Origin of the sequence: Streptomyces sp. NPDC005492 (assembly GCF_040605995.1) — a bacterium.
Classification (GTDB): domain Bacteria; phylum Actinomycetota; class Actinomycetes; order Streptomycetales; family Streptomycetaceae; genus Streptomyces.
This window is the reverse complement of the sequence record NZ_JBEXDX010000041.1, coordinates 21,383-46,303: the sequence shown is the minus strand read 5'-3', so window position 1 is coordinate 46,303 and position 24,921 is coordinate 21,383. Positions and strand designations below refer to the sequence as shown.

The 24,921-nt window shown below is 72.0% G+C and carries 25 protein-coding genes; 5 read left to right on the top strand and 20 right to left on the bottom strand.

All coding sequences use genetic code 11. The annotated features are described in order from the left end of the window. Positions 1–217: 217 nt before the first annotated feature. From ABZT04_RS36305 to ABZT04_RS36285, 5 genes are read right to left on the bottom strand one after another with little or no spacing between them, the layout of a single operon-like run. On the bottom strand, positions 218–1,702 hold the full coding sequence (locus tag ABZT04_RS36305; protein WP_356062141.1) for an HAD-IA family hydrolase: 1,485 nt from the start codon (positions 1,700–1,702) through the stop codon (positions 218–220). A 41-nt stretch (positions 1,703–1,743) separates the two neighbouring features. Further along, on the bottom strand, positions 1,744–2,823 hold the full coding sequence (locus ABZT04_RS36300) for an ABC transporter ATP-binding protein (protein ID WP_356062138.1): 1,080 nt from the start codon (positions 2,821–2,823) through the stop codon (positions 1,744–1,746). A gap of 3 nt (positions 2,824–2,826) precedes the next feature. Next, positions 2,827–3,645: an ABC transporter permease subunit gene (locus ABZT04_RS36295; RefSeq protein WP_356062136.1), complete on the bottom strand. Its 819-nt coding sequence runs from the start codon at positions 3,643–3,645 to the stop codon at positions 2,827–2,829. Continuing rightward, positions 3,630–4,529 (bottom strand): ABC transporter permease subunit, encoded by a 900-nt coding sequence (locus tag ABZT04_RS36290; protein WP_356062134.1) that lies wholly within the window; start codon positions 4,527–4,529, stop codon positions 3,630–3,632. The genes ABZT04_RS36295 and ABZT04_RS36290 overlap by 16 nt, the downstream gene beginning before the upstream one ends. Then, positions 4,526–5,683, bottom strand: a complete 1,158-nt coding sequence (locus ABZT04_RS36285) for an ABC transporter substrate-binding protein (RefSeq protein WP_356062132.1) — start codon at positions 5,681–5,683, stop codon at positions 4,526–4,528. Before ABZT04_RS36285 ends, ABZT04_RS36290 begins: the two co-directional genes overlap by 4 nt. A gap of 237 nt (positions 5,684–5,920) precedes the next feature. Here ABZT04_RS36285 and ABZT04_RS36280 point away from each other — a divergent pair, with 237 nt between their 5' ends. Then, positions 5,921–6,661, top strand: coding sequence for a GntR family transcriptional regulator (locus tag ABZT04_RS36280; RefSeq protein WP_356062129.1), 741 nt, complete (start codon positions 5,921–5,923; stop codon positions 6,659–6,661). A 10-nt stretch (positions 6,662–6,671) separates the two neighbouring features. On the opposite strand, the gene ABZT04_RS36275 is transcribed toward ABZT04_RS36280, so the two are convergent. The 5 genes from ABZT04_RS36275 to ABZT04_RS36255 all read right to left on the bottom strand — a co-directional run bounded on the left by ABZT04_RS36275 (position 6,672) and on the right by ABZT04_RS36255 (position 10,126). Then, positions 6,672–7,100 (bottom strand): VOC family protein, encoded by a 429-nt coding sequence (locus ABZT04_RS36275; protein ID WP_356062126.1) that lies wholly within the window; start codon positions 7,098–7,100, stop codon positions 6,672–6,674. 35 nt (positions 7,101–7,135) lie between these two features. Then, entirely contained in the window at positions 7,136–7,588 is a 453-nt protein-coding gene (locus ABZT04_RS36270; protein WP_355918601.1) for an Lrp/AsnC family transcriptional regulator, read from the bottom strand. Positions 7,589–7,661: 73 nt separating this feature from the next. Beyond that, positions 7,662–8,057 carry a hypothetical protein gene (locus tag ABZT04_RS36265; protein ID WP_356062123.1) on the bottom strand — a complete coding sequence of 132 codons (396 nt, stop codon included), beginning with the start codon at positions 8,055–8,057 and terminating at the stop codon, positions 7,662–7,664. 21 nt (positions 8,058–8,078) lie between these two features. Then, positions 8,079–8,597 (bottom strand): GNAT family N-acetyltransferase, encoded by a 519-nt coding sequence (locus ABZT04_RS36260; protein ID WP_356062121.1) that lies wholly within the window; start codon positions 8,595–8,597, stop codon positions 8,079–8,081. Between the two features lie 86 nt (positions 8,598–8,683). Beyond that, a complete protein-coding gene (locus tag ABZT04_RS36255; protein WP_356062222.1) occupies positions 8,684–10,126 on the bottom strand; it encodes a GuaB1 family IMP dehydrogenase-related protein in 1,443 nt (480 codons plus the stop codon). Positions 10,127–10,329: 203 nt separating this feature from the next. Between ABZT04_RS36255 and ABZT04_RS36250 the strand changes: the two genes are divergently transcribed. After that, positions 10,330–11,724, top strand: coding sequence for a hypothetical protein (locus tag ABZT04_RS36250; protein WP_356062118.1), 1,395 nt, complete (start codon positions 10,330–10,332; stop codon positions 11,722–11,724). Positions 11,725–11,744: 20 nt separating this feature from the next. Here the strand turns inward: ABZT04_RS36250 and ABZT04_RS36245 are convergent, their stop codons facing one another. The 5 genes from ABZT04_RS36245 to rpe form a co-directional block, all read right to left on the bottom strand. Beyond that, positions 11,745–12,356 carry a hypothetical protein gene (locus ABZT04_RS36245; protein WP_356062115.1) on the bottom strand — a complete coding sequence of 204 codons (612 nt, stop codon included), beginning with the start codon at positions 12,354–12,356 and terminating at the stop codon, positions 11,745–11,747. Positions 12,357–12,391: 35 nt separating this feature from the next. Then, positions 12,392–12,718, bottom strand: coding sequence for a barstar family protein (locus tag ABZT04_RS36240; protein WP_356062112.1), 327 nt, complete (start codon positions 12,716–12,718; stop codon positions 12,392–12,394). Continuing rightward, positions 12,715–13,086 carry a ribonuclease gene (locus tag ABZT04_RS36235; RefSeq protein WP_356062109.1) on the bottom strand — a complete coding sequence of 124 codons (372 nt, stop codon included), beginning with the start codon at positions 13,084–13,086 and terminating at the stop codon, positions 12,715–12,717. Before ABZT04_RS36235 ends, ABZT04_RS36240 begins: the two co-directional genes overlap by 4 nt. 50 nt (positions 13,087–13,136) lie before the next feature. After that, positions 13,137–14,183 (bottom strand): sugar-binding domain-containing protein, encoded by a 1,047-nt coding sequence (locus ABZT04_RS36230; protein ID WP_356062106.1) that lies wholly within the window; start codon positions 14,181–14,183, stop codon positions 13,137–13,139. A gap of 78 nt (positions 14,184–14,261) precedes the next feature. Next, positions 14,262–14,948: a ribulose-phosphate 3-epimerase gene (rpe, locus tag ABZT04_RS36225; protein WP_317887984.1), complete on the bottom strand. Its 687-nt coding sequence runs from the start codon at positions 14,946–14,948 to the stop codon at positions 14,262–14,264. A gap of 177 nt (positions 14,949–15,125) precedes the next feature. Between rpe and ABZT04_RS36220 the strand changes: the two genes are divergently transcribed. Next, a complete protein-coding gene (locus tag ABZT04_RS36220) occupies positions 15,126–15,464 on the top strand; it encodes a hypothetical protein (RefSeq protein ID WP_356062102.1) in 339 nt (112 codons plus the stop codon). Between the two features lie 384 nt (positions 15,465–15,848). Here the strand turns inward: ABZT04_RS36220 and ABZT04_RS36215 are convergent, their stop codons facing one another. Continuing rightward, positions 15,849–16,883, bottom strand: a complete 1,035-nt coding sequence (locus tag ABZT04_RS36215; protein ID WP_356062099.1) for an Lrp/AsnC family transcriptional regulator — start codon at positions 16,881–16,883, stop codon at positions 15,849–15,851. A 95-nt stretch (positions 16,884–16,978) separates the two neighbouring features. On the opposite strand from ABZT04_RS36215, the gene ABZT04_RS36210 reads away from it, so the two are divergent. Continuing rightward, positions 16,979–18,145, top strand: a complete 1,167-nt coding sequence (locus tag ABZT04_RS36210; RefSeq protein WP_356062096.1) for an alpha-hydroxy-acid oxidizing protein — start codon at positions 16,979–16,981, stop codon at positions 18,143–18,145. A gap of 577 nt (positions 18,146–18,722) precedes the next feature. Here ABZT04_RS36210 and ABZT04_RS36205 read toward each other — a convergent pair. Together ABZT04_RS36205 and fmt are read right to left on the bottom strand one after the other, a co-directional pair. Further along, positions 18,723–20,141, bottom strand: coding sequence for a transcription antitermination factor NusB (locus ABZT04_RS36205; protein ID WP_356062093.1), 1,419 nt, complete (start codon positions 20,139–20,141; stop codon positions 18,723–18,725). A gap of 94 nt (positions 20,142–20,235) precedes the next feature. Then, on the bottom strand, positions 20,236–21,168 hold the full coding sequence (gene fmt / locus ABZT04_RS36200) for a methionyl-tRNA formyltransferase (protein WP_356062090.1): 933 nt from the start codon (positions 21,166–21,168) through the stop codon (positions 20,236–20,238). A 255-nt stretch (positions 21,169–21,423) separates the two neighbouring features. Here fmt and ABZT04_RS36195 point away from each other — a divergent pair, with 255 nt between their 5' ends. Next, positions 21,424–21,975 carry a hypothetical protein gene (locus ABZT04_RS36195; protein WP_355918640.1) on the top strand — a complete coding sequence of 184 codons (552 nt, stop codon included), beginning with the start codon at positions 21,424–21,426 and terminating at the stop codon, positions 21,973–21,975. 167 nt (positions 21,976–22,142) lie between these two features. On the opposite strand, the gene ABZT04_RS36190 is transcribed toward ABZT04_RS36195, so the two are convergent. Together ABZT04_RS36190 and ABZT04_RS36185 are read right to left on the bottom strand one after the other, a co-directional pair. Beyond that, entirely contained in the window at positions 22,143–24,284 is a 2,142-nt protein-coding gene (locus tag ABZT04_RS36190) for a primosomal protein N' (RefSeq protein WP_356062087.1), read from the bottom strand. 61 nt (positions 24,285–24,345) lie between these two features. Then, entirely contained in the window at positions 24,346–24,876 is a 531-nt protein-coding gene (locus ABZT04_RS36185) for a TetR/AcrR family transcriptional regulator C-terminal domain-containing protein (RefSeq protein ID WP_356062084.1), read from the bottom strand. Positions 24,877–24,921 lie beyond the last annotated feature (45 nt).

Below are 24,921 nucleotides of genomic sequence, written 5' to 3'. Positions count from 1 at the left end.
CGCCGGTGAGCGGATCGTTGCGTGTGGGCGGGGCAGGACGGCGATTCGTTGCGTGCGCTGCCGGTCCTCGGGGCGTGGGGCGTAGCGAGGGCCCGAATATCGGCGGCATGGTCCGAGTACTGGCCGCATGGCCCCGGGGGGGCTAGCCGGAAACCACCGGCCTCCCGACACGACCGCTCCGCCCGGGCCAAGGCGACCACCCGCTGCCCGCCTCACCTCACCTCACACCCGGCACCCCGAACACCGTAAGAACCGCCGCATGATCCGAAGGCCAACAGTTCCCCGACACCTCGGGCCACGGGCTCGGGGTCCCGGTGACGAAGGTGCGGGAGTCGAGCACCGTCAGGTCTCGGTGCAGGACGTAGTCGATGCGGTCCTGGGGTTCGGGGCGGCCGCTGCCGTCCTCGTGGACGGGGTGGATGGGCGACCAGGTGTGGCCGGGGGCCGTGGTCGGGTCCGGGTGGGTTTCGCGGTAGCTGTCGCGTAGGCCCGCGGCGGCCGCCGCCCTCGTCACCGGCCACTCGACGTCCGGCCAGTCCAGGTGTGAGGGGCTGTTGAAGTCGCCGACCAGGATGACGGGGACGCCGTCCTCGGCCACCTCCGCGATGCGGGTCAAGGTGTCTCGCATCTGGGCCAGCCGCACCTTCTCGTGGACGATCAGGTCGGTGGCCGGGAGCCCATCGAAGGCGGATTCGTAGGGGCCGTAGGGCGTGTAGTCGAGGTGGCAGGTCCATACGTCGATCTCGCGGCCCCGCCCGACGGCGATCCGTACGCCTGCCGCTCCGTAGAAGCCGACGTCCGGGTCGCCGAAGCGGGCGGTGATCGGGTGGCGGCTGATGATGCCAAGGTTCTCGCCCGCCCGGTGGTGGTGCCAGCCGAGAGCCTCGGCCAGTTCCTGGGTCGCGGTGCCGGCCGTCTCCTGGAGGCCGACCACGTCCGCGCCGGTCTCCGCGATGGCCTTGAGCTGCTTGGTGCGGTGGTCGTCGACCTTGCTGCCGCCGAGCCAGAGGTTCCAGGTCAACACGCGTAGGTCGGGTGCATCGTGCGTCCCCGGTGTCACCATGGCGCGTAGGTCCGCCGGGGTCACTCCGGCCAGGCTCGCCCGTACCGTGCGGCCGGGGGCCTCGTCGATCGGCGCCAGCGACGGGACCGCGAGGACCGCGCAGCCGGCCGCCTCGGCGGAACTGACGCCGGTCTGGGTGTCCTCGACGGCCACGCAGGCGGCGGGGTCGACGCCGAGGGCGCGGCAGGCGGCAAGGTAGGGGTCGGGGGCGGGCTTGGTGGGCCCGGTGTCGTCGGCGGTGACGGAGACCGCGAAGCGGCTCGCGCCGAGCGCGTCGAGGACGGTGTCGGCGACCGCGCGGGGGGACGCGGTGACGAGGGCCGTGGGGACGCCGTCGCGGGCGAGGGCGTCGAGGAGGTCGAGCGCGCCGGGTCGGGGCACGATGCCGGTGCGGACGCGGGTGGCGAACTCCCGGTGCAGAGCGGCGGCGAGGTCCGCCGCCGATGCGCCCGTGGTCGTGGCGAGCCAGCCGGCGGTGTGCTCGACCGGGCGGCCGAGCACCTCCGGCTGGTCCGCGTCGGTCAGGGACCTGCCCGCGACCTGCTCCACCGCCTCCCACCACAGCCGCTCGGTGTCGACGAGCGTCCCGTCCATGTCGAACAGGACGGCCTGGAGCGGGAGTTGGGTGTGGGGGGTCACGTTTCTCTCTTTCAGTACGGGCACTGCGGGCGACTACCGCCCTACGGGTTGATGCGTTCTGCCACGAGTACCGGGCGCTCCGGCAGCGACACCTGTACGGCGACGCCTGCGCCCAGACCCGCGGCCTCGTGCGTGGGCAGGTCGGCCTTGACCTCGGTGGAGTCGGCGAGTTGCACGGTGAGGCGGACGACCGCGCCGAGGAAGGCGGTGCCGACGACCCGCGCATCACCCGAGGAGTCGGCGCGCACGTCGATCGCCTCGGGGCGGACGAGCACGTCCACGTCCGGTCCGGCCGGGGCCTCGCCGTCGACGGGCAGTCGCTGGCCGAGTACCTCGACGACCCCGTCCGTGAGCCGTCCCGGGAGCCGGCTCATCGTGCCGACGAACTCGGCGACGAACGCGGTCGCGGGCCGGCCGTACAACTCGGCCGGGGCGGCGCACTGTTCGAGTTTTCCGGCACGCATCACGGCGACCCGGTCGGCGATGGACAGCGCCTCTTCCTGATCGTGTGTCACGAAGAGGGTGGTGATGCCGAGTTCCTGCTGGAGGCGGCGGATCTCCTCGCGCAGGGAGAGTCGCACCTTGGCGTCGAGCGCCGACAACGGCTCGTCGAGTAGCAGGACACGCGGGCGCAGGGCGAGCGCGCGGGCCAGCGCAATGCGCTGCTGCTGGCCGCCGGAGAGCTGGTGCGGGAAGCGCTCACCCTTGTCGCCGAGCCCGACGAGGTCGAGCAACTCGGCCGCACGGGCCCGCCGTTCGGCCGTACGGACCTTGCGCATGCGCAGTCCGAAGGCGACGTTGTCGAGCGCGTTGAGATGCGGGAAGAGGCTGTACGACTGGAAGACCATCCCGGCGTCGCGACGGTGCGCGGGCACATCGGTGACGTCCTGGCCGTCGACCAACACCTCGCCCGAGGTGGGGTGTTCGAAGCCGGCGAGCATGCGCAGCGCGGTGGTCTTGCCGCAGCCGGAGGGGCCGAGCAGGGCCAGGAACTCGCCGGGACGGACGGTCAGGTCGAGTCCGTCGAGGGCGACCGTCAGCCCGAACTCCCGGCGCAGGCCGCGGAATTCGACGGTGGCGGCCTTCTCGGCGGTGGTCTTCTCAAGCGTGGTGGCGGTCATGGTTCATCCCCGGGAAGGAGCGGTTCGGTCACGCCCGCCGACACCGGCGAGCGTGAGGAGCAGTGCCCATGTGACGACCAGACTGAGCACGGAGACGGCGACGGAGAGCTGGGCGTTGGACCCGCCGACGCTGTAGATCCACACGGCGAAGGGCTGGAAGCCGAGCAGTTGGGCCACGGTGAACTCGCCGAGCACCAACGCCAGCGTCAGGAAGGAGGCGTTGAGCAACGCGCCGCGCAGATTGGGCAGTACGGCCCGTACGAGCGCCTGCGGCCAGCCTGCGCCGCAACTGCGGGCGGCCTCGACGAGGGTCTTCACGTCGATGGCCCTCAGCCCGGAGTCCAGGGCCCGGTACACGAACGGCAGCGCCATCACGACGTAGGCCAGGACCAGGATGAAGGGGAAGTCCGGGTTCTGGATGGCGACGAAGGTCTCGAAGAGGGGGGTGCGGGACAGGTAGTCGGGGCCCCACTTGAGGACCGTGGCGATGCCGGCGACGAACGCGATCGGCGGGACCACCAGCGGCAGCGAGCAGATCACCTCGACGACCGGGCGCAGGCGGGGCGCGCCGAGCCGTAGCGCGACCATGGCGGGGACCATCAGGAGCAGGACGACGGCGATGGTGGCGGCGGCGAGTTCCAGCGAGAGCACCAGGCTGGAGGTGAAGCCGTCGGCGGAGACGATCTGGGTGTAGGCGTCGAAGGTGACGCCCTGGCCCGGCACGTCGACCGTGAAGACGACCGACGCGGCGAGCGGCACCAGGAAGTACAGGGCGGCGAGGCCGAGGACGACCCACCGCCAGGGGTTCAGGCGTCCAGCCATCGCGCGCTCCGTCGTTGCAGGGGCAGGTACACGGCCATGACCAGGCCCGCGACCAGGACCATGTCGAGGCTGAGGGCGAGGGCCACGTTCTCCTGGCCGACGAGCACGTTGCCGGAGATGGCGTCGGCGATCTGCAGGGTGACCAGCGGGACCGAACTGCCCACCATGGCCGCAGCGGTGGCGTACGCGGCGAAGGCGCTGCCGAAGAGCAGCACGAACCCGCCGAGCAGGGACGGCGCGAGGACCGGCAGGGCCACGTGCCGCCAGTACTGCACGCCGGTGGCACCGTTGTTCTGGGCGGCCTCGCGCCACTGGGTGCGCAGGCCCTCCAGGGCGGGGGTGATGGTGAGGACCATCAGCGGGATGAGGAAGTAGAGGTAGACGATGACCAGTCCGGTGAAGCTGTAGAGGTCCCAGCCCTGGTCCTTCAGGCCCAAGTGGGTCGTCAGCACACCGGCGTTGCCTAGCGTGGCGACGAACGCGAAGGCGAGCGGGACACCGCCGAAGTTGGCGAGGACGCCGGACGCGGTGAGGACGGCCTCGCGCAGCGCGCGGAAGCGCGAGGTGACGACGACCTGCGCGAGCGGCAGACCGAACAGCGTGCCGAGGGCGGCCGAGAGGGCGGACAGCTTGACGCTGCCGACCAGCGCGGTGAAGTAGGCGCCCTGGAGCGAGTCGGTCAGGTTGGCGGTGCTGTACGAAGTGGCGCCCGTCGTCTGGTTCTTGACGGTGAAGGCGCCGTTCAGCATCGCCACGGCGGGCACCCCGAAGGCGACCGCGACGAACACGAGCAGCGGGACCACGGCGATCCAGCCGGGGACGCGGCGCCGCCGCTTCACAGAAGCGGCGGCGACCACGTCGGCCCGCGTGAGCGTGGCCGTCATCCGGAGACGGCCTTCGCCCAGCCGGACGCGATGACCGTCTTGGCCTTGCTCTGCTGGGTCTCGGTCGGGAAGGACGGCGTGCCGGTGACCTGCGGGAGCTTGGCGGCGGCGGTCTTGTCCAGGGTGCCGGCCGACTCCATGGAGGTCATCAGTGCCGGGCGCGCGTACCCCTTGAGCCACAGGTTCTGGCCCTCGGTGCTGTACAGGTACTCCTGCCACAGGCGGGCGGCCGCCGGGTGGGAGGCGTCCTTGTTGATGGCCTGCGAGTAGTACTGCGCGTACTGGCCGTCACTGGGGATGGTGACCTTCCAGTCGACGCCCTTGGACTTGAACTCGTCGGCGTAACCGGCGTTCAGGTAGTCCCAGTCGATGGAGATGGGCGTCTCGCCCTTCTCGACGGTGGCCGGGGTCGACTCGACGGGCGTGTAGTTGCCGTTCTTCTTCAGCTTGGCGAAGAAGTCCAGGCCGGGCTGGATGTCGTCGAAGGAGCCCTTGTTGGCGAGCGCCGCCGCGTACACGCCGCCGAAGGCCGAACCCGACTTGGTGGGGTTGCCGTTGAGGGCGACCTGGCCCTTGTACTGCGGCTTGAGCAGGTCGGCGAAGGTGGTCGGGCAGGTCTTGACGCGCTTGGCGTCGCAGCCGATGGAGATGTAGCCGCCGTAGTCGTTGAACCACTGCCCCTTCGGGTCCTTCTGGCCCTCGGGGATCTGGTCGAAGGAGGCGACCTTGTACGGCGCGAGCAGGCCCTGCTGGGCGGCGCTGAGCGCGAACGAGGAGCCGAGGTCGAGGACGTCGGGCGCCCGGTCCTGGCCCTTGCGGGAGGTCACGGCGTTGATCTCGTCCTGGCTGGAGCCGTCCGGGTTCTCGTCCGTGATCTTGATGCCGTACTTCTTGGTGAAACCGTCGATGATGGCGCCGTAGTTCGCCCAGTCGCGGGGCACCGCGATGATGTGCAGCGCGCCCTCCTTCTTGGCGGCCTTCACCAGGGCGGCCATGCCCCCGAAGTCGGCGGCGGAGGTGGCGGTGGCGGCGTTCTTGCCGTCGGCGGTGGTCGACGAGTTGGTGGGGGCGGCGCCGCAGGCGCTGAGGGCCAGCGCGGCGACGACGGCGAGGGAACCACCCAGGACGGCGTTTCTCGGCGGGGACACGGTCACGGTCTCTCCAGGGGTGCGCACGAGGGTTGAGCAGAGCGGAGAACTTGTCCGAAGCACTTACGTGCAGAACTTGTCTGAACAAGTTGGCCTCAGTACGCCCGGCGATGGTGTCTTGTTCGTAAACATTGGCGAAACCGTGACCCCTTATTCCCTGCACACTCCTGGGTGACACGGATCACCAAGGGAACTCGACTACGCTGCTCACGCTGTGCACACCGGCCGACTCAGAGGGGAAGCATGACGGCGCGACACGAGGAGATCGCCGACGAGCTGCGGAAAGCCATCGGCCGCGAGGAGTACACAGTCGGCAGCCGGCTGCCCGCGGAGACGGAGCTCGCGGCGCAGTACGGCGTCTCACGCGGCACGGTCCGTCAGGCCGTCGCGGCCCTCACCGCCGAGGGGTTGATCGGCTCCCGCCAGGGCGCCCGCCGGATGGTGCTGGCCAGCCGGCGCAGCCAGAGCTTCGCGGAGCTGCGCAGCTTCGCCGAGTGGGCGCGCGCGATGGAGCGCGAGGCGACCGGGCACGTGGTCGCGCAGGAGTACCGCCCGGCCACGGCCGAGGACGTCGTACGCCTCCAACTCCCGGAGAGCACCCCCGTGTTGCACGTCCTGCGGGTCCGCGGCCTGGACGGCGAGCCGGTCCTGCTGGAGCGCACCGTCTACGCCGACTGGATCTCCCCCGCCGTCGAGGCGATCGAGCCGGACTGCCCGTCGGTGACCCAACGCCTGTACGACGACACGGGGTTGGTCTTCGCCTACGGCGAGCATGTCATCGACGCGGTGGCGGCGGGCGCGCAGGACGCGGAGCTGCTGGGCATCCGCCGCACGAGCCCCCTCCTGCGGGTCCGCCGGGTCACAACGACCCGCGAGGGACGGCCCGTCGAGTGGTCCGACGACCGCTACCGCTCGGACGCGGTGAGCTTCAGCGTGCACAACTCGATAGGGAACAACGCGCTGGCCCGCAAGACGGCGGAGTGATCCCGGGGCCTCAACGGGCCGCCACGCAGAACTCGTTGCCCTCCGGGTCGGCCATCACCACGTGGTGCCCGTCGACCTCGGTGAGCACCCGGGCGCCCGCGCGCACCAGCCGCTCGGCCTCCGCCCGGATGATCGCCCACCGCTCGTCCGGCGTGCCCCGCACCGGCACCCGGATGTCGAGGTGCAGCCGGTTCTTGGCGGTCTTGGGCTCGGGGACCTTGAGTAGGGACAGGCGCGGGCCGACCCCGTCGGGGTCGCACAGCCAGGCGCCGTCGTCCTCGGACTCGTCCTCCACCGGTTCGAACTGTGCGGCCCACTCGGCACGCGTGGCGAAGGGCGCGGGCGGCGGTTCGTCGACGTAGCCGAGGGCCGTCTTCCAGAAGGCGGCGAGGAGTGTGGCGTTGTCGCAGTCGAGGGTCAGATCGATTCGTGCTGCCATGTCCCGACCGTACGGCGTCCCACTGACAGTCGCCCCTATGTGGGCGAGCCGGAAGAGAAGCGGCGCAGCAGCGGGGAGAGCACCAGCACCGACTTCGTCCGCTCGACGAACGGCTCCCCCGCGATCCGTTCCAGCACCCGCTCGAAGTGGCGCATGTCGGCGGCGAAGACCTGGACGACCGCGTCCGCCTCGCCGGTGACGGTGGAGGCGGCGACGACCTCCTGGTAGCGCTCCAGGCCCCGTCGGATGGTGTCCGGGGAGGTGTTGTGCCGGCAGTAGATCTCGACGAACCCCTCGGTCTCCCAGCCGAGTGCCGAGGGGTCCACGCGGACGGTGAATCCGGTGATGGCGCCGGTGGCCCGCAGCCGGTCCACGCGCCGCTTCACGGCGGGGGCGGAGAGGCCGACCAGGTGCCCGATGTCCGCGAAGGAGCGGCGGGCGTCCTCGGCGAGGGCGTGCACGATGCGTTCGTCGAGTTCGTTCAGCACGGGGGATCGATCACTTCTCGGGCGGTGCGGGTGGTGCGGCGGTGGCCGTGTACGAAGTAGAACACGAGCCGGTTCAGCCCTCGTCCGGCTCGCCCGCCAGCGCCCGCGCCTCGGCCGCGTCCCCCTCGTCGAAACCCATCCGCCCGGGCCGCCCGAAGGCGTCCGCCTGCGCGTCGATCCACCGCGTGTGGGCCTCCCACGCGGCCTGCTTGCTCATGCCGAGCGCGGCCCCGACCTGCGCCCAGGAGGCACCGGCCTCACGGGCCGCGCGCACGGTGAGCTGACGGCCGTAGGCGGCCTTGCGGGCGACGACCTCGCTCAGGGCGAGCAGCTCCAGCGTCTCGGCCCGGTCGAGGGCCTCGGCGTCACTGCCGAAGCCGGCCAGGGACTCACGGGTGCGCAGGTGGTCGAGGCGGGCGACGGCGGTGAGGAGGGTGTGCTCCGGTTCGATGCTCTGCGGTGTGGTCATGCCCTCAGCGTCACGTCAGGACTACTTGACGTCAAGAGGGCCTGACGGCAGGGGTTTGGTGAGGAAGGTACAGGGGTCGGCGTGCTCATGGGTCACCCCTTCGCGGTCCTCGTACGACCAGCGATCGACGTACTCCGTCAGGGGTTGGTAGCCGAGCCGCGCGTAGAGACCGGCGGCTCTCGGATTGTCGGCCGCGACACCCAGACCGAGGACCGTATGGCCACGCTCCCGGACCAGCTCCTCGGCCCGCCGGACGAGCGCGCCGCCGATGCCGCGCGAGCGCAGTTCCGGGGGCCATACGGCGAGACCGTTGAGCTCCGGACAGCCGGGGAGCGCGGCCCGCACCTCGGGGTCCGCGCAGCCGCCCCACCGAATCTCCGCGTGTCCGACGGGCCGCCCGTCCAGCCAGGCGACGAGATACGTGCCCGCGCCGGCCTCCTGCCGAGCGAACCTCCGGGCATGGAAGGAGACGGCAGACGACGAACCCATGAACTCGTCGAGCAGCGCCACGTCGGCGGCCCGGCACACGGTGATCTCCATGGGGCGACGGTAGCCGCCGGGGCACACGCACGGCCCCCGAATATCCCGTCCACCGGGTCAACAGGGGCCGTAGGCAAGGAACTTGCTCAGCTCCAGCTCGCGTGCAGGGGCTTGCCCTCCGCGTAACCCGCCGCGCTCTGGATGCCGACGATCGCCCGCTCCGCGAATTCCTCCAGGGAGTTGGCGCCGGCGTAGGTGCAGGAGGAGCGGACGCCCGCGATGATCGAGTCGATGAGGTCCTCGACTCCCGGGCGGGCCGGGTCGAGGAACATGCGGGAGGTGGAGATGCCCTCCTCGAAGAGCGCCTTGCGGGCGCGGTCGTAGGCCGACTCGTCCGACGTACGGTTGCGGACCGCGCGTGCGGAGGCCATGCCGAACGACTCCTTGTAGAGGCGGCCGCCCGCGTCCTGCTGGAGGTCGCCGGGGGACTCGTACGTGCCCGCGAACCACGAGCCGATCATCACGTTCGACGCGCCCGCCGCGAGTGCCATGGCGACATCGCGCGGGTGGCGGACACCGCCGTCGGCCCACACGTGCTTGCCGTACTTCTTGGCCTCGGCGGCGCACTCCATGACCGCCGAGAACTGCGGTCGGCCGACGCCGGTCATCATGCGGGTGGTGCACATCGCGCCGGGTCCCACGCCGACCTTGATGATGTCGGCGCCCGCCTCGATGAGGTCCTTGACGCCCTCGGCGGCGACGATGTTGCCGGCCGCGATCGGGACCCGCGGATCGAGCGCGCGGACGGTGCGGATCGCGGCGATCATCGACTCCTGGTGGCCGTGCGCGGTGTCGATGACGAGCGTGTCGACGCCGGCGTCCAGCAACTGCTTGGCCTTGCCGGCGACATCGCCGTTGATGCCGACCGCGGCGGCGATACGCAGCCTGCCCCGCTCGTCGACGGCCGGCGAGTACAGCGTGGCGCGCAGGGCGCCCCTGCGGGTGAGGATGCCGGCGAGCTTGCCGTCCTTGTCGACGGCGGGCGCGTAGCGGCGGTTGGCGCCGTCCAGCCTGTTGAACGCCTCGCGCGGGTCGATGTCCGCGTCGAGCAGCAGCAGGTCCCGGGACATGACCTCGGCGAGCTGGGTGAACCGGTCCACACCGTTGAGGTCGGCGTCGGTGACGACACCGACCGGGCAGTGGTGCTCGTCCACCACGACACCTGCGTTGTGCGCGCGCTTGGGCAGCAGGGCCAGCGCGTCGGCGACGGTCTGGTGCGGGGTCAGCTGGATCGGGGTGTCCAGGACGAGGTGGCGGCTCTTGACCCAGGAGACGACCTCGGTGACGACCTCGATCGGGATGTCCTGCGGAATGACCACGAGCCCGCCGCGCCGGGCCACGGTCTCGGCCATGCGCCGGCCCGCGATGGCGGTCATGTTGGCGACGACCAGCGGGATCGTGGTACCCGTGCCGTCCGGGGAGCTGAGGTCCACACCCTGACGCGAACCGACCGCGCTGTGTCGCGGCACCATGAAGACGTCGTCGTACGTCAGGTCGTACGGGGGCTGGATGTCGTTGAGGAAACGCACGTGCTGCACATCCCAGTCGATCAGAGGTGGTCCCCGGACAGGTCAGCCAGGGGGAAGAGCACGTACTTCATTGTCCCATGTCGGGCGTAATGCCATGCCTCGGATCATCGTCCAGCCAGGTCGGCGACCTCCCTGGAGGAACCTCCAGGGGCACCTGGGCTTCATGCGCGCAACCTTCGGGACGTCTCGCGCATCGAACCTGCATGGCTTTCCGTCGCACGGTGTCCGGGGCGGTGTCGGCTGCCGCGCTGCTCGCCATGGCGTCGGGTTCGGCCGCCACGGTTGCCGACACGTCCCAACCGTCCCCTCGGCCGTACGTGTCGTTCAGCACCGTGGAACACCTCAACGTGGGGTCGGCGGGGAAGCGGGTCGACGCGAACTGGAACCTCCTCGGCGTGGAGCCGAACGGTCCCCCGCAGACGGACGAGACGCTCGTCATCGACGCCCACGACCTGGCCGGAATCGCGGACGTCACGGTCGACGATCCCCGCTGCGAGGCCGCCGGACGGGTCTTCACCTGTGTCTCCAAGGCCGCCTTGCGGGGCGGGTCGGTCGAGTTCTCTGTGGCTGCGGACGCGGGCGCCGCCCCCGGCGCCGACGGCACGATCACGTACACCGTCAGCGCCGGGCACGCCAAGGCCGCCACGGCCAGGACGAAGGTGATCGCCGGCCTCCCGAACCTGATCGTCGGCAAACTCCCGGACGTGACCCACGCCAAGATCGGCTCCCGGATCGAGATTCCGCTCCGGATCAGCAACATCGGCGACCTGGCCACCGACGGGCCCGTCATGCTGCGCTGGGCGTCGGTGGGCGGCCTGGTCTTCGACCGCAAGTTCTCCAACTGCGTCTACGGCGGGGGCGACGGACCCGGCCTGGGCGGCGAACCCAGCGGCCAGACCTCCGTCGATTGCCTCGTCACGACCCCGGTGGCCGCCGGCGCCACCCTGGAGCTGAACAGTCCCCTGACCGCCACGGTCGGCAAGCACGTCCTGCACGACGTGACCGACTACTCGGCCGCCCCTCTGGAGCCGGGCGAAGACGCCGACGGCGGCGCCGAGCGGGGCACCGGTCCGGCGCTCACCCTGGTCCCGGCGTCCGGCGGGTCCGAGGGTGGCTCCGAGGGCCGGCTCACCGTCACGGCCGACAACTCCGCCGACCTCGCGGCGAAGGCGAAGCCCGTCTCCAGGGCGGGCCGATGGACCCTGGACATCACCGCCGTGGACCACGGCCCGGCCTCCGTGTACAACGTCGGCACCCAGGCCGCCGCCGTGGTCGACGTCGTCCTGCCCAGGGGCACGGTCGCGACCGGCAACGTCTTCGCGGAGTCGGAGGACGGTTTCCACGGCGAATGCCGCCTCTGGGCCGGCCCCACCAGCACAACGGCCTTCGAGGCGGGCCACCGGCACTACGTGTGCTTCGTGCCGTTCAGAATCGTGGCGGGCAGGAGCCAGTCGTTCGTGCTGCGGGGAAAGACGACCAGGAGCTACGACGGCGCCGGCGGCACGGTGACCGTACGCCCCGGCCCGGCAGGTCTCCCCCTCCACGACCCGGACCCGTCCAACGACAGCGCCACGTTCGCCTTCGCCTTCGGCGGATAGCCCGGCACCGGAGCGCGAGATCAGTACAGGAACCGGTGCAACGGAGCCGACTCGGTCAGCAGCATGGTGAGCCGGTGGGCGAGGCGCTGCCACGCCTCGTCCTGACCGTAGGTGAGTCTTACGTCCTCGCCGTCGCCCCCTTCGATCGCCGCGAAGAGGGTCGCGGTGTCGGCGTCGGGCGTGAGGTCCACCAGGGACAGCACCCGCGCCAGCGCGCCGACCAGGCCCACGGCGGTCTTCTCGGGCGTCAGGACGGTGCCGCGGACCGCGGCCACGACACCCGAGGGGTCGGGCAGGTCCGGCGGTGCCACCAAGAGCCCGGACAGCTCGCGCAGCAGCGCGTACAGCAAGTCCGTGTCCTCGGTGGGCAGTTCGACGATGCGCAGGCCCTCGTGCTCCCAACGGCCGTTCGGCGTCCACACCTTGGGGCCCCGCGCCACCGCGTCGGTGAGGGTTTCCCGGACCCGCCGGAAGGCCGCGAGACCGTCCGCGAACAGACCGTGCCCGCCGGCCCCGCCGACGGACTCGGCCAGGGGCGCCAGCAAGTGTTCCTCCACCCGGTCGCACTGCGCGTCGAGGTCCGGGTCCACGACCACGAGACGGACGGACGTGCGCTGCTCCTGTTGCTCCATGCCGACCACTCTGCCAGCCGCCTCGGACAATCGGTCTAACGACCGGTTCCTTCGGACCCTCCCAGCGCGAGCATCACGGAGAGCGCCGGTGTGCGGTCGACCGCGTCACCGAAGACGTCGACGGCGGTCCCCCACTCCTCCGGCCGTGCCTTCGCGTACGGCCGCCAGTTCCGTACGACGACCAACAGCCCCTGTTCCACGGCCCCTTCGGGCCACACGGTGTGGTCGCTGAGGCTGTCGGCGAGCGCGTCCCAGTTGCGGCCGAACCAGTCGGGCAGACCGAGTGCCTCCGCGCAGCGGTCCATCAGGCCGGCCTTGTCCGTGACCCCGTCGAGGTCCAGCGTGACCGCGAGCTGCGTCATCTCAGTACCGTCCTGAACGACTTGTAGTGATCATCGGTGTAGTAGATCTCGCCGCCCTGCCCGGTGACAATGCGCCGGGCTCCGCGATCGCGCGAGCCCGGGGTCTTCACTGTGTACTCGTGGTAGTAACCACGCTTCTGTTCCGGCAGCAGCTTCTCGTAGTTCCCGAAGACGACCCCGTCCTTGGCGTACGGAAAGGGGCCGCCCCGGTCGATGAGGGCGATGGTCTGCTGTGCCTCCGCCGGAAGTTGGGACTCCTTGACGGTGGCGGTGGAGGAGCCGCCGCTGGTGTCCGTGACCGAACAGCCGACCGGCAGCAGGACGGCAAGACAGACGAGAAGCACCCGGGAGGCGAACCGCAGCAGCATGCGCCCGATGCTGCCACGGCCGCCCCCGCGCGGCCCGCCGCCAGGGCCCCTCAGATGCCGTCGGGGTCCGTCCGGCTCAGCGCCGACTTCGGCGAGGTCCCGGCCGTCATCAGATAGTCCGCCGCCGCGGTGTCCGTCACCAGGCTGGTGACCAGCCCGGACCGCAGCACCGCGTCGATCGCCGCCGCCTTCCGCTGCCCGCCCGCGATCGCGACGACCTCGGGGATACGGCGCAACTGGTCCGCCTTGACGGTGATGCACCGCTCGCCCAGGTCCCGGCCGACCCGGCGGCCCTCGGCGTCGAAGAGGTGCGCGGACGTCTCGGCGGCGACACCGAGGGACGAGTAGTGCGCCCGCTCCTCGTCACTGAGCATGTCGTACACCGTCGAGATGCCCGGCTCCCAGGAGCCGATGGAGACACAGGCGACCGTGACCTTGTCGAAGTAGTCGAAGGCCCGGGCGATCCCGGTCTGGTGGCGCAGCGCCTGCGCGGTGGCCGCGTCCGGCAGCAGCATCGGCGCGTAGATGGGGTGGGCGTCGCCGCCCGACACCTGCGCGGCCCGCCGTACCGCCTCGACAGAGCCGCGCTCGGCGGTCCCGGCGTCGTAGACACCCGTCAACTGGACCACCGTGCAGGGCGGCAGCCGGTCGAGGGCGGCCGCCATGTGGATGGTGGACCGGCCCCAGGCGAGGCCGAGCACATCGCCCTCGTTGACCAGCTCGCCGAGCAGGTCGGCCGCGACCTCCCCGAGGTTCTCGGGATCGGGCGACTCCTCGCTGACCTCGGCCGGGGACTCGACCACGACGGCGTGCCTCAGGCCGTACCGGGCACGCAGCGCGTCCGAGCGCTCCGCGTCCAGCTCGGCCGGTACTCGGATCTCGATCCGTACGAGATCCCGTTCGAGAGCGGTCTCCAGGACCCGGGCCACCTTGAAGCGGCTGACGCCGAACTCCTCCGCGATCTGGATCTTGGACTTGCCCTCGAGGTAGAAGCGGCGGGCCATGGCCGCCGCCTGCACCAGCTCAGCGGGTCCCATCCGCATGGCTGACCGGCCCGCCGACATACCCGACACGGCGATCTCCTCACTGCTGTTCACACTCTGGATTCGCCGTTCATCCTTGCAGATCCGGCGCATTTGATCAGCCTCGATGGCCGCCGTTCACATACCTGCCGCTCAGTGGTCGCACGCCCAGGATGCCTTGCTCACGACCCCTTCGGCCTGTGTGCGCAATGCACGTACCGCCGCGGCCGGGTCGGATGCCCCGTAGACCGCCGAACCGGCGACGAAAACGTCCGCGCCGGCCTCGGCGCAGCGCTCGATCGTAGAGGCGGAAACTCCCCCGTCGACCTGCAGCCACAGCTCCAGCCCGTGCTTCCTGATCAGCTCACGGGTGCGACGGATCTTCGGCAGCATGATGTCGAGGAACGACTGGCCGCCGAAGCCCGGCTCCACCGTCATGATCAGCAGCATGTCGAGTTCGGGGAGCAGGTCCTCGTACGGCTCGATGGGCGTCGCGGGCTTGAGCGCCATGGAGGCGCGGGCACCCTTGGCCCGGATCTCCCGGGCCAGCCGCACCGGAGCGCCGGCCGCCTCGACGTGGAAGGTGACCGAAGAGGCGCCCGCCTCTACATACTGGGGCGCCCAGCGATCGGCGTCCTCGATCATCAGATGGCAGTCCAGCGGGGTGTCCGTCGCACGGGCCAGCGACTCTACGACCGGCACACCGAGCGTGAGGTTCGGGACGAAATGGTTGTCCATGACGTCGACGTGGAGCCAGTCGGCTCCTTCCACCGCCTTCGCCTCCTCGGCCAGGCGGGCGAAGTCGGCGGACAGGATACTGGGGTTGATCTGCACGGCCATGCCCCAAGCCTGCCATGTCCTGCGGGGGTTAGCGGCATCGGTCCGTCGCGGATACGGTCCGCTGCACGGTGCGGGGCGGAGGTGGCTGGTCCGGGGTCCGTACGGAAAGGAAGCTCGGCGACACCGCAGGACGATGACCAGGCCTCCTGGTTGCCGGGGTCCGTCGAGTCGCCTCAAGTGCTCGATGTCTCGGGCGAGTTCGGGCCGAAGCGGATTCCGGCCGTGGTCGTGTACGCGCGGGAGAGCGGCTCACCGCGCAGGTCAGGCGGGCGATCGCGCAGGATGCGGACCGGCTTGCGCGCGGGGGGGCGTGGTGGCGAGAGGCGTGGGCTGGTCTACGACGACCGGGCCGCGCCCCGGGCCTCCGAGATCCCTGTGCCCATCACGATGGACGCGCAGGGCCGGCAGGAACTCGTGCCGGCAGTCGACTCCATCCGCGAGCAGGTCGGCGGGGGCGAGGGCGGCCTCGCCGTCCACGTCACCGGTCCCGGGGGTACGACCGCGCGCGGGCGCTGATCTGCCTGCTCGCCGAGCACGCCGGTCTGACGGTCGCTGGGACCGATCGGGGTGTCCGGGGCCGGCACGGCACGGCGCCGGCCGCCGTGTCCCTGGGCCTGCTCCAAGTCCGCGGCGGGCATCAGCGACGCTGACGCGCTCACGGCAAGCCCGCGTCCGCCGGTGATCGTGTCGAACCGGATGCGGCCCGACGAGGTAAGGCGGACCGTCGCGTCCACCAAGGCGTGGTGCCGGGCCCCAGCGCGCCGCGGACGCGCACGCGCGCGTGGGCGGCGGCAGTGCGGCCCTGCCGGACATGATCGACTACGACATCCTCCTGACCACTCGCGTCCGCGCGAGACGGCCCGCCAGGGCACCCGCCCGGCAAGGGTCACCGGCTGGCGGTCAGGTCCCAACGTCGGCCCAGATGTCCGGCGGTACGACCTCCACGGAACGGCCCTCCGGGTCGAGGACGTGGCCCAGCAGCTTCTCGTGGCGCAGGGTGATCACCCGCTCGGTGATGTCCAACCCGGGGTGGGAGACGGCGAGTTGGGTCTCGAAGCGCAGGACGTCGGCGACGGAGTGCAGGCTGGCCTGGAGGACGAGGTTGTGCGTGCCGCTCACGGCGGCGCAGTTGCGGGTCTCCGGGAGCCGGATCAGGGCGTGGCCCAGCTCGGGCAGGTCGGCGGGCGGCACCCTGGCCCAGAAGGTGACGGCGACGGGCCAGCCGCCGAGCGGGCGGGCGAAGTCGCAACGGAAGCGGAGCAGACCGAGCCGGATCAGTTGGTCCAGGCGCCGCTTGACGGTGGTGGAGCTGACGCCGAGCGCGGTCGCCAGCCGCTGGTGCGAGGCCCGGCCGTCGTACGCCAAGGGGGCCAGCAGGGCCCGGTCGAACGGGGTGGTGGCCCCGGCCCGGTCGTCGGCGGCCGGTGTGTCGGGCGGGGTGGTCAGCCGGGCGCGCTGTCCGGGCGCGAGCGCGGCGATCCGCCACTGGCCGCCCTCGGTGAACATGTGGGTGACGATCCGGGCGCGGACGGCGCGCACACCGGCGATCGTGGGAAGGACGTCGAGCGTGTAGCGGGACATCGCGGCCAGATCGGCGGTGGCCACGGTGGCGAGGAGGTCGTAGGTGCCGGCCGCGCGTTCGACGGTGAGCATGTGGGGGTGGCCGGTGAGGGCGCGGGTGACCGGGCCGGCCGCCCCCGCGCCGCAGTCGATCTCGACGAACGCGATGCACACCCGGTCCAGCAGACGCGGCCCCGGCGAGTAGCTGACCCAGGCCTCGCCGCGCTCCGCCAGCCGGTTCCAGCGCCGCGCCACGGTGACCGGGTCGACGCCGAGGGCGCTGCCCAGTTCCGTCCACGAGGCACGCGGTCTGAGCTGCAGGGCGTTGATGAGCGCCAGCTCGTCCTCGCTCAGCAGTCCGACGTGATCCTGCACGACACCGGCCCCCAATGTGAGAATCCTGCACTTAGGCGGTACCCAGCGGCGAGTATCGCACTCTGACCGGGTACCGGCGCGGAGAGGGAGAGGGCATGGGACAGCCGTTCGGCTCCTACCAGAACGAGATCTACCTGAACGGGCTCGGCGGCATCGTGCCGCCCTTCCCGATGGCCTTCGCGGAACTGGAGGACAGGGCACGCTCGGCGCTCCCACCCTCTGTGTGGTCGTACGTCGCGGGCGGCGCGGGCGACGAACGCACCCAGCGCGCCAACGTGACCGCCTTCGACCGCTGGGGACTGGTCCCCCGGATGTTCGTCGGCGCGGCACAACGCGACCTGTCCGTCGACCTGTTCGGGCTGCGGCTGCCCTCCCCCGTGTTCATGGCACCGGTCGGCGTCATCGGCCTGTGCGCCCAGGACGGGCACGGCGACCTGGCCACCGCACGGGCCGCCGCGCGCACCGGCGTACCGATGGTCGCCTCCACACTCACAGTCGACCCTCTTGAGGAGGTCGCCACCGAATTCGGGGACACCCCGGGCCTCTTCCAGCTCTACACGCCCACCGACCGCGACCTCGCCGCGAGCCTCGTCCACCGCGCCGAACAGGCCAGCTACAAGGCGATCGTGGTCACCCTGGACACCTGGATCACCGGCTGGCGCCCCCGCGACCTCTCCACCGCCAACTTCCCCCAGTTGCGCGGCCATTGCCTCGCCAACTACACCAGCGACCCGGTCTTCCGCGCCCTCCTCGCCCGCACCCCGGAGGAGGACCCCCAGTCCGCGGTCCTCCTCTGGACACAGCTCTTCGGCAACCCCCTCACCTGGGACGACCTCCCCTGGCTGCGCTCCCTGACCAGCCTCCCCCTGATCGTCAAGGGCATCTGCCACGCCGAGGACGTACGCCGGGCCAAGGACGGCGGCGTGGACGGCGTCTACTGCTCCAACCACGGCGGCCGCCAGGCCAACGGCGGCCTCCCCGCCCTCGACGCGCTCCCCGCCGTGGTCGAGGCCGCGGACGGCCTCCCAGTCCTCTTCGACTCCGGCATCCGCAGCGGCGCCGACATCATCAAGGCCCTCGCCCTGGGCGCCACCGCCGTAGGCATCGGCCGTCCGTACGCCTACGGCCTCGCCCTCGGCGGCACGGACGGCATCGTCCACGTCCTCCGCGCCCTCCTCGCGGAGACCGACCTGATCATGGCCGTCGACGGCTACCCGAGGCTGGCCGACCTGACACGGGAGGCCCTGCAGCGCGTGGTGTGAGGGTTCGCGTCCGCGGGGACGAAGAGTGGCTGCCGGGCGAGCGAGCAACGGGCTTGCCCAACTGGGGTCATCCGCGACGTCCCTACGGTCCAGGGACCCGAACGCGCGCGCAGGCGCAGGCAGTCTGCCGGGCACGCGAGCAGGGGGCTTACCCAACTGGGGCCGCCCGCGATCCCCCTACGGTCAAGGCCAGACCAAGCGCGCAGGCACGGGCAGCCAGCCGGGCGAGCAAGCGGAGGGCTTGCCCAAGTAGCACCAGCCGCGATGCCCATACGGTCCGACAGCCAGGCCGGCCGCCCGAGCGCCGGCAGTCGGTGCGGGCCGAACAACCACTCAGGCGGCGGCAGCGTGCTACACCACCGCGGCGGTCCGCAGAGCGCTGCGCCGCCTCCGCGGTCGGCAGCACCCAAAACCCCGCACCACCCCGCCACTCAGCACCCCGCCCTCGAAGCGCAACGCCGATGGCCACCAGCCCTCCCCGGCCCACCGCGCCTCCCGACCAACCGCTCCCGCATGACCTCGTCACGCACGACCCAACCGACCAGTCGCCGCCACCCCGACCGCCACGCGCCGCAGCTCACCCGGTCCGGCGAATGAGCGCCAGGTACATCGCATCGGTCCCATGCAGATGCGGCCAGAGCTGTACGTCAGGCCCCTCACCCAGTGCCGGAACGTCCCGCAGAAGCGGCCGGGCGTCGATCAGTTCGGTGTGCGGGTACTGCTTGAGCACATCCTCGACGACGGCCCGGGTCTCGGCGAGGTGCGGTGAGCAGGTCGCGTAGCCGACGACGCCGCCGACGCGCACCGACTCGAGCGCGGTGCGCAGCAGGTCGCGCTGAAGGGGCGCGAACCCTTCGAGGTCCTCCGGGCGGCGCCGCCAGCGGGCCTCGGGGCGGCGGCGCAGGGCGCCCAGTCCGGTGCACGGCACGTCCATCAGGACGCGGTCGAAGGTGCCGGGCCGCCACGGCGGCCGGGTCCCGTCGGCGGCGATGACCTGGTAGGGCCCGGGGTTCCCGGCCAGCGCCTTCGCGACCAGACCCGCGCGGTGCGGCTGCTTCTCGGAGGCGAGGAGCATCGCCCCGCGCTCGGCGGCCACGGCGGCGAGCAGCGCGGCCTTGCCGCCGGGGCCCGCGCACCCGTCGAGCCACTTCTCGTCCGGGCCGTCGAGGGGCGCGTTCGCGAGGGCGAGCGCGACGAGTTGGCTGCCCTCGTCCTGCACCCCGGCCCGGCCCTCCTTCACGGCCGCCACGGCCCCGGGCTCGCCGCCTTCACTCAGCCGCGCGGCGTATGGCGACCAGCGCCCCGGAACCGCGGCCTCCTCGCGGAGCAGCTCCTCGGTGGTGGACCGGCCGGGCCGGGCGACCAGGGTCACCTCGGGCCGTTCGTTGTCGGCCTCCAGCAGGTCCTCGATGCCGGCCCGGCCGCCGCCGAGCGAGTCCCACAGCGCGGAGACGACCCAGCGCGGATGCGAGTGCACGATGGCCAGGTTGTCCTCGGGATCCTCGTCGTAGGGCGGCGCGACCCGCTCGATCCAGGTGCCGAGGTCGTCCCGCGCGACCTTCCGCAGCACGGCGTTGACGAACTTGGCCCGCCCGTCGCCGAGGACGACCCGGGCGAGTTCGACGGACGCGGAGACGGCGGCATGGCTCGGGATCCGCGTCCCGAGCAGTTGATGCACCCCGAGGCTCAGCACGTCCAGCACCGGCGGGTCGACCTCACGCAGCGGCCGGTCGACGCAGGCGGCGATGATCGCGTCGTACGTCCCCTGCCGGCGCAGCGTCCCGTAGACCAACTCAGTGGCGAGCGCCGCGTCCCGGGCATCGAAATCGCCCTTCTCCCGGGCCTTCCGCAGCAGCGGCGGCAGGACGAGGTTCGCGTACGCGTCCCGCTCGTCCACGGCCCTCAGCGCCTCGAAGGCGAGGAAGCGGACGGGGTCCTTCTGCGGCCGGCGGTAGGGCTTGCCGGGCTTACGGGGTCGAGGGGACTGCTCGCTCACGAAAAAGGTGCTCCGGATTTCTGGCCGAGATGTGCGTCCAGCCTACGTCGCACCGGCGCGGACGTGTGCGGGGCCGTCACGCCCCGGACGCCCCTCAAGTCCCGACACTCTCCCCGGCCCCGATCCGCGCCCCGCGCGCCCAGTCCGCGGCCCGCATCGGCTTCTTGCCCTGCGCCTGCACCCACAGCAGCTCGACGGCGTACGAACCGGTGCCCACGTACACGTTGTTCTTGCCGACCGACAGCTCCCCGGGCGCGAGGTCGGTCCGCTCGGGCACGGGCACGGCCTGGATCAGCTTGAGCCGCTCGCCGCGGAAGACGGTCCAGGCACCCGGTGCCGGTGTGCACCCACGCACCACCCGGTCGACCCGCAGGGCGGGGGCGGACCACTCCACCTGGGCGTCCTCGACGTTGATCTTCGGGGCGAGGGTGATGCCCTCGTTCGGCTGCGGTACGGCCTTCAGGGTGCCGTCCTCGATACCGTCCATGGTCGCCGCCAGCAGGCCCGAGCCGGCGAACGCGAGCCGGGTCAGCAGATCGCCGCTGGTGTCGGTGGGGCGGATCTCCTCGGTGACGGTGCCGTAGACGGGACCGGAGTCGAGTCCCTCCTCGATCAGGAAGGTGGAGGCGCCGGTGATCTCGTCGCCGGACATGATGGAGTGCTGCACGGGGGCGGCGCCGCGCCAGGCGGGGAGCAGCGAGAAGTGCAGGTTGACCCAGCCGTGAGCGGGGATGTCGAGGGCGACACGGGGCAGCAGGGCGCCGTAGGCGACGACGGGACAGCAGTCGGGCGCGATCTCCCGCAGCCGCTCCAGGAACTCGGGATCGCGCGGCTTGACGGGCTTCAGCACCTCGATGCCCGCCTCCTCGGCCCGCTCGGCGACGGGGCTCGCCACCAGCCTGCGCCCACGCCCGGCCGGCGCGTCGGGCCGCGTGACGACGGCGGCCACCTCGTGCCGCCCGGAGGCGATCAGGGCGTCCAGTGCGGGAACGGCGACCTCGGGGGTACCGGCGAAGACGAGCTTCATGGCTGGGTTCGGGCCTCTCGGGCGGGGGTCGGGCGGCAGCGCACCAGTCTATGGCGAGAGCCGTCGGCGGCTCACTTCGGTGAACTCCCGGCCGCCCGCAGCGCACACAGGTTCACCGGGGGCGTACGCATATGCCCTTACGCCCCCGTTGCGTGACCAGCGGAGCGCGCACGCGTTGGTCAAGAAAGAGTTGACCACCATGGGCCGCATTCGCGCGGCCCGATCCTTTTCAACGCCGGTTCGAGAGGCTTGTTCATGGCCGACCACGCAACCCACGACGCCCAGGCTCGGGCCAGCCTGCACTTGCTGGTGCGCGACATCGAGCGGGTCCGCCGGCAGGTGGACGCACTGCGCACGCTCACCGCCCAGTTGGGCAATGTCTACCGCCCGCGTCGCTCCGGTCCCTCCACGGGCTTCGTCGTCTACGGACGCGCTCCCGCGCCGACGGTCCGTCTCGCGCAGGAGCTGCGGGACAGTGTCGAGACCCTGGTCACGGCCGCCGTGGACTTCGACCGCTCACTCGGTTTCTCGTGGGACGCGGTGGGCTCGGCCCTCGGTGTCACCAAGCAGGCGGTGCACCGCCGTTACGGCGCCCGCCGTGCCGCGACCCAGGCGGCCGCCGACGCCGAGCGCACGACCGAGGCGGCGAGTGCCCGCCCGGTCACGGTGAACACCGGCCTGCCGACCCTCCCCACCATGCCGACGGTCCCGGCGGCCCGCTCCATGCCGACCCAGCCGACCGCGGGCAGCCCCACCCTCCGCGACGAGGCCAGGCCCACGGCTTTCCCCGGCCCGCGCAACGGCTGACCCCCCTCCCCCACCTCTGCCTCCCGGACCGAACCGGGAGGCAGCCGTATACCCGGACTACCGGCGGCCGCCGACGGCGAGCACCACCCGCGAACAACCCCAGCCTCTCGACCAACAGCAAACGGGCGGTGCGGGTGGGAGACAACCCGAGGCCGAAGGCCGAGGGCTCATCCGATGTCCGGCGGATCCACCCGCACCCGCAACGGCTCCCCCGCCCCCCTCGCCATCCGAGCGGCCTGCGCACTCTTCAACGCGGAAGCCAACGCACTCCCACTCCCCGGCCGCACCCGAATCAACGCCCGCTCCCACCGCTCCCCGACCGGCGGTCCCCCCACTCGCCGGGGCCCTGCGGCCACAGCAACGGGCACCGGCCCCAACACCTGGGCATCCGCGGGCAGTTCGACCGCGCCAAGAAACTCCGCGACCGCCTCCGGCACCCCGGTGACCGCGGCCATCCGGGACACCGGCGGAAACCCCAACTCCGCCCGCTCGCCGAGCTCCCGCACCGCATGCCCCACGGGATCCCACCGCACCAACGCCTGCACCGGCCGCAGGGTGGGTTCGGCGACCACGACGACGGTCCCCCCGGCCTCCTGCGGCCGTACCAGCGAACTTGCCGCGATCCAGCGCCGCAACGCGTCTTCCCCGGCCCGCAGATCGGGTCGGCCGAGCATCGCCCATCCGTCCAGCAGCAGAGCCGCCGCATAACCGCCGTCGGCGACTGGCTCGGCCCCCGGTGTGCTCACGACCAGCGCGGGAGTCCCCGGCACCGTGTCGAGCACCTGCTCACGCCCGGACGTCCGCACCGGCACGGCGGGAAACGCCCGCCCCAGCTCCTCCGCCGTCCGCCGCGCCCCCACCACTTGGGCCCGCAACCGGAACCCGCCGCACTCGGGACAGTGCCAGGAGTTCTCCTCGACCCCGCACCACCCGCACCGCAGCACCCCCGCGTCCTGTCCCTCCAGCGGCCCGGCACAGTGCCGGCACCGCGCGGCGGCCCGGCACTGGGCGCACGCCATCCGCGGCGCATACCCGCGCCGGGGCACCTGCACCAGCACGGGCCCGTGCTTCAGTCCCTCCCGCGCCGCCTGCCAGGCCAGCGTCGGCAACCGGGCCGCCCGGGCGGCCTCGTCGCGCGCCAGGTCTCCGTCCCCCACGGTCCGTACGAGCGGAGCGGCCGCCCGGACCTGGTCGCGCGCCGCGACGAGCGGCCGCGCCCACCCGCTCTCGACCAACTGGGCGGCCTCCACGGTGCAGCTCCAACTGCCCAGCAGGAAGCCGCACTTGTCCAGGGCCGCGCGCAGCAGCAGCACCTCGCGCGCATGCGGCTGCGGCGCGTGCTGCTCGCTGTGGCTGTCGTCCCCGTCGTCCCAGATGACGACGAGCCCCAGGTCCTGGACCGGCGCGAACATCGCGGCCCGGGTCCCCACGACCGCGCGCACGGACCCGCGCCGCACGGCCAGCCACTGCCGATACCGCTTCTCGGGTCCGGCATCGGCGGTGAGCAGTGCGTGCCGCCCCTCGCCGAGGACCGCCGTCAACGCGGCGTCGACCCGCCCGGCGGCCCGTCCGTCCGGTACGACGACGAGCGCCCCGCGTCCCGAGGCGAGCGTCGCGGCGACGGCCCGCGCGATCTCCTCGCTCCACTCGGGCCCAGGGAGCGCGTTCCACACCGCGCGCGGGGCACCCCCCGAAGCCAGCGCCTCAAGGAACCCGGCCCCCCGCTCGTACCGCGCCCAGGACCCCGCCTCGGGCGCCCCCGGCGGCGGCAGCGGTGCGGGCGACGGCTTCTGCTCGGCGCGGGCGCTGCGCGGCGGCACGGCCAGTTGCAGCACATCGGCGAGGCTCCCCGCGTACCGGTCGGCGACGGCCCGGGCCAGCCCGAGCAGCTCCTCGCTCAGCACCGGCTCGGGCGACACGACCTGGGCCAGCGCGGCGAGCGGCCCGGAGTAGTCCGACTCGGCCAGCCGCTCGACGAGGAACCCGTCGATCAGCCCGCCACCCTCACGCCGTCCGTCCCGCACCCGGTGCCGCCCGGCCCCGAACCGCACCCGCACCCGCACCCCGGGCTGCGCGTCGGCGTCGAGCTCCGCGGGCACCGCATAGTCGAAGTACCGGTCGAGATGCAGCACACCCTTGTCGACCAGCACCCGCGCGACAGGCAACTCCCCGGCCAGCGCGGCCCCCCGCCAGGTGCGCGGCTTGGCCTTCGGCCCCTTGGCCTGCCGCACGCTCTCCCGGATGAGCGCAAGCTGCTCGGGCGGCGCACCCTCGGCACCGCCGTCCCGTTCCCCGTTCTCGCTGCTCACGCCTGCATTCTTACCAAACGCCACTGACAACCGACGACGACCGCCGTACGCCCCTTGGCCACTAGGCCCCGGCGATCGCCTGCACGATGAGCTGCTCCGCGAAGGCCATGTCGTCGTCCGGGTCGCCGTCCCGGAACCGACCCCCGGCCTCCGAGGCGGCGAACCCGAGCATGAACGTGGCCAACAGCCGCTCGACCTGCGGAATCCGCTCCTCCGCGACACCGGCCGCGTGCAGGGCGTCGTAGACCGCGTTCCTCGGCCGGAAGGCCTCCGGTGTGGCCGCCGGCCGTTGGAAGAGGAGCAGGAACAGATCGGGATGGCGCCGGGCCGTGGCTCTCATGCTGTCGGCGAGCAGGCGCAGTTGCTCACGCCAGTCGAGTCCGGGGCCGGGTACCTCTATCTCCAGCAGCAGTCGCTCCACGAGGCCGTCGAGGAGTCCCTGCTTGTCGCCGACGTGCCGGTAGAGCGTCATCGGGTTCACGTCGAGTTCCTGCGCGACGGCCCGCATGGTGACGGCGGGCAGTCCCTTTCGGGTCGCCAACTCCCATGTCACGTCGAGTACTTGATCACGACTGATGCGCCGTGGCGTCACTTGACATCCTCCCTCGAAGCTACGTATACACAGTATACGTATACG

What these genes read in the sequence shown, in the direction of transcription:
- ABZT04_RS36300 (WP_356062138.1), bottom strand. Translation starts at nt 2,823, where the DNA reads ATGACCGCCACCACGCTTGAGAAGACCACCGCCGAGAAGGCCGCCACC.
- ABZT04_RS36295 (WP_356062136.1), bottom strand. Translation starts at nt 3,645, where the DNA reads ATGGCTGGACGCCTGAACCCCTGGCGGTGGGTCGTCCTCGGCCTCGCC.
- ABZT04_RS36290 (WP_356062134.1), bottom strand. Translation starts at nt 4,529, where the DNA reads ATGACGGCCACGCTCACGCGGGCCGACGTGGTCGCCGCCGCTTCTGTG.
- ABZT04_RS36280 (WP_356062129.1), top strand. Translation starts at nt 5,921, where the DNA reads ATGACGGCGCGACACGAGGAGATCGCCGACGAGCTGCGGAAAGCCATC.
- ABZT04_RS36275 (WP_356062126.1), bottom strand. Translation starts at nt 7,100, where the DNA reads ATGGCAGCACGAATCGATCTGACCCTCGACTGCGACAACGCCACACTC.
- ABZT04_RS36265 (WP_356062123.1), bottom strand. Translation starts at nt 8,057, where the DNA reads ATGACCACACCGCAGAGCATCGAACCGGAGCACACCCTCCTCACCGCC.
- ABZT04_RS36260 (WP_356062121.1), bottom strand. Translation starts at nt 8,597, where the DNA reads ATGGAGATCACCGTGTGCCGGGCCGCCGACGTGGCGCTGCTCGACGAG.
- ABZT04_RS36250 (WP_356062118.1), top strand. Translation starts at nt 10,330, where the DNA reads ATGGCTTTCCGTCGCACGGTGTCCGGGGCGGTGTCGGCTGCCGCGCTG.
- ABZT04_RS36245 (WP_356062115.1), bottom strand. Translation starts at nt 12,356, where the DNA reads ATGGAGCAACAGGAGCAGCGCACGTCCGTCCGTCTCGTGGTCGTGGAC.
- ABZT04_RS36240 (WP_356062112.1), bottom strand. Translation starts at nt 12,718, where the DNA reads ATGACGCAGCTCGCGGTCACGCTGGACCTCGACGGGGTCACGGACAAG.
- ABZT04_RS36235 (WP_356062109.1), bottom strand. Translation starts at nt 13,086, where the DNA reads ATGCTGCTGCGGTTCGCCTCCCGGGTGCTTCTCGTCTGTCTTGCCGTC.
- rpe (WP_317887984.1), bottom strand. Translation starts at nt 14,948, where the DNA reads ATGGCCGTGCAGATCAACCCCAGTATCCTGTCCGCCGACTTCGCCCGC.
- ABZT04_RS36210 (WP_356062096.1), top strand. Translation starts at nt 16,979, where the DNA reads ATGGGACAGCCGTTCGGCTCCTACCAGAACGAGATCTACCTGAACGGG.
- fmt (WP_356062090.1), bottom strand. Translation starts at nt 21,168, where the DNA reads ATGAAGCTCGTCTTCGCCGGTACCCCCGAGGTCGCCGTTCCCGCACTG.
- ABZT04_RS36195 (WP_355918640.1), top strand. Translation starts at nt 21,424, where the DNA reads ATGGCCGACCACGCAACCCACGACGCCCAGGCTCGGGCCAGCCTGCAC.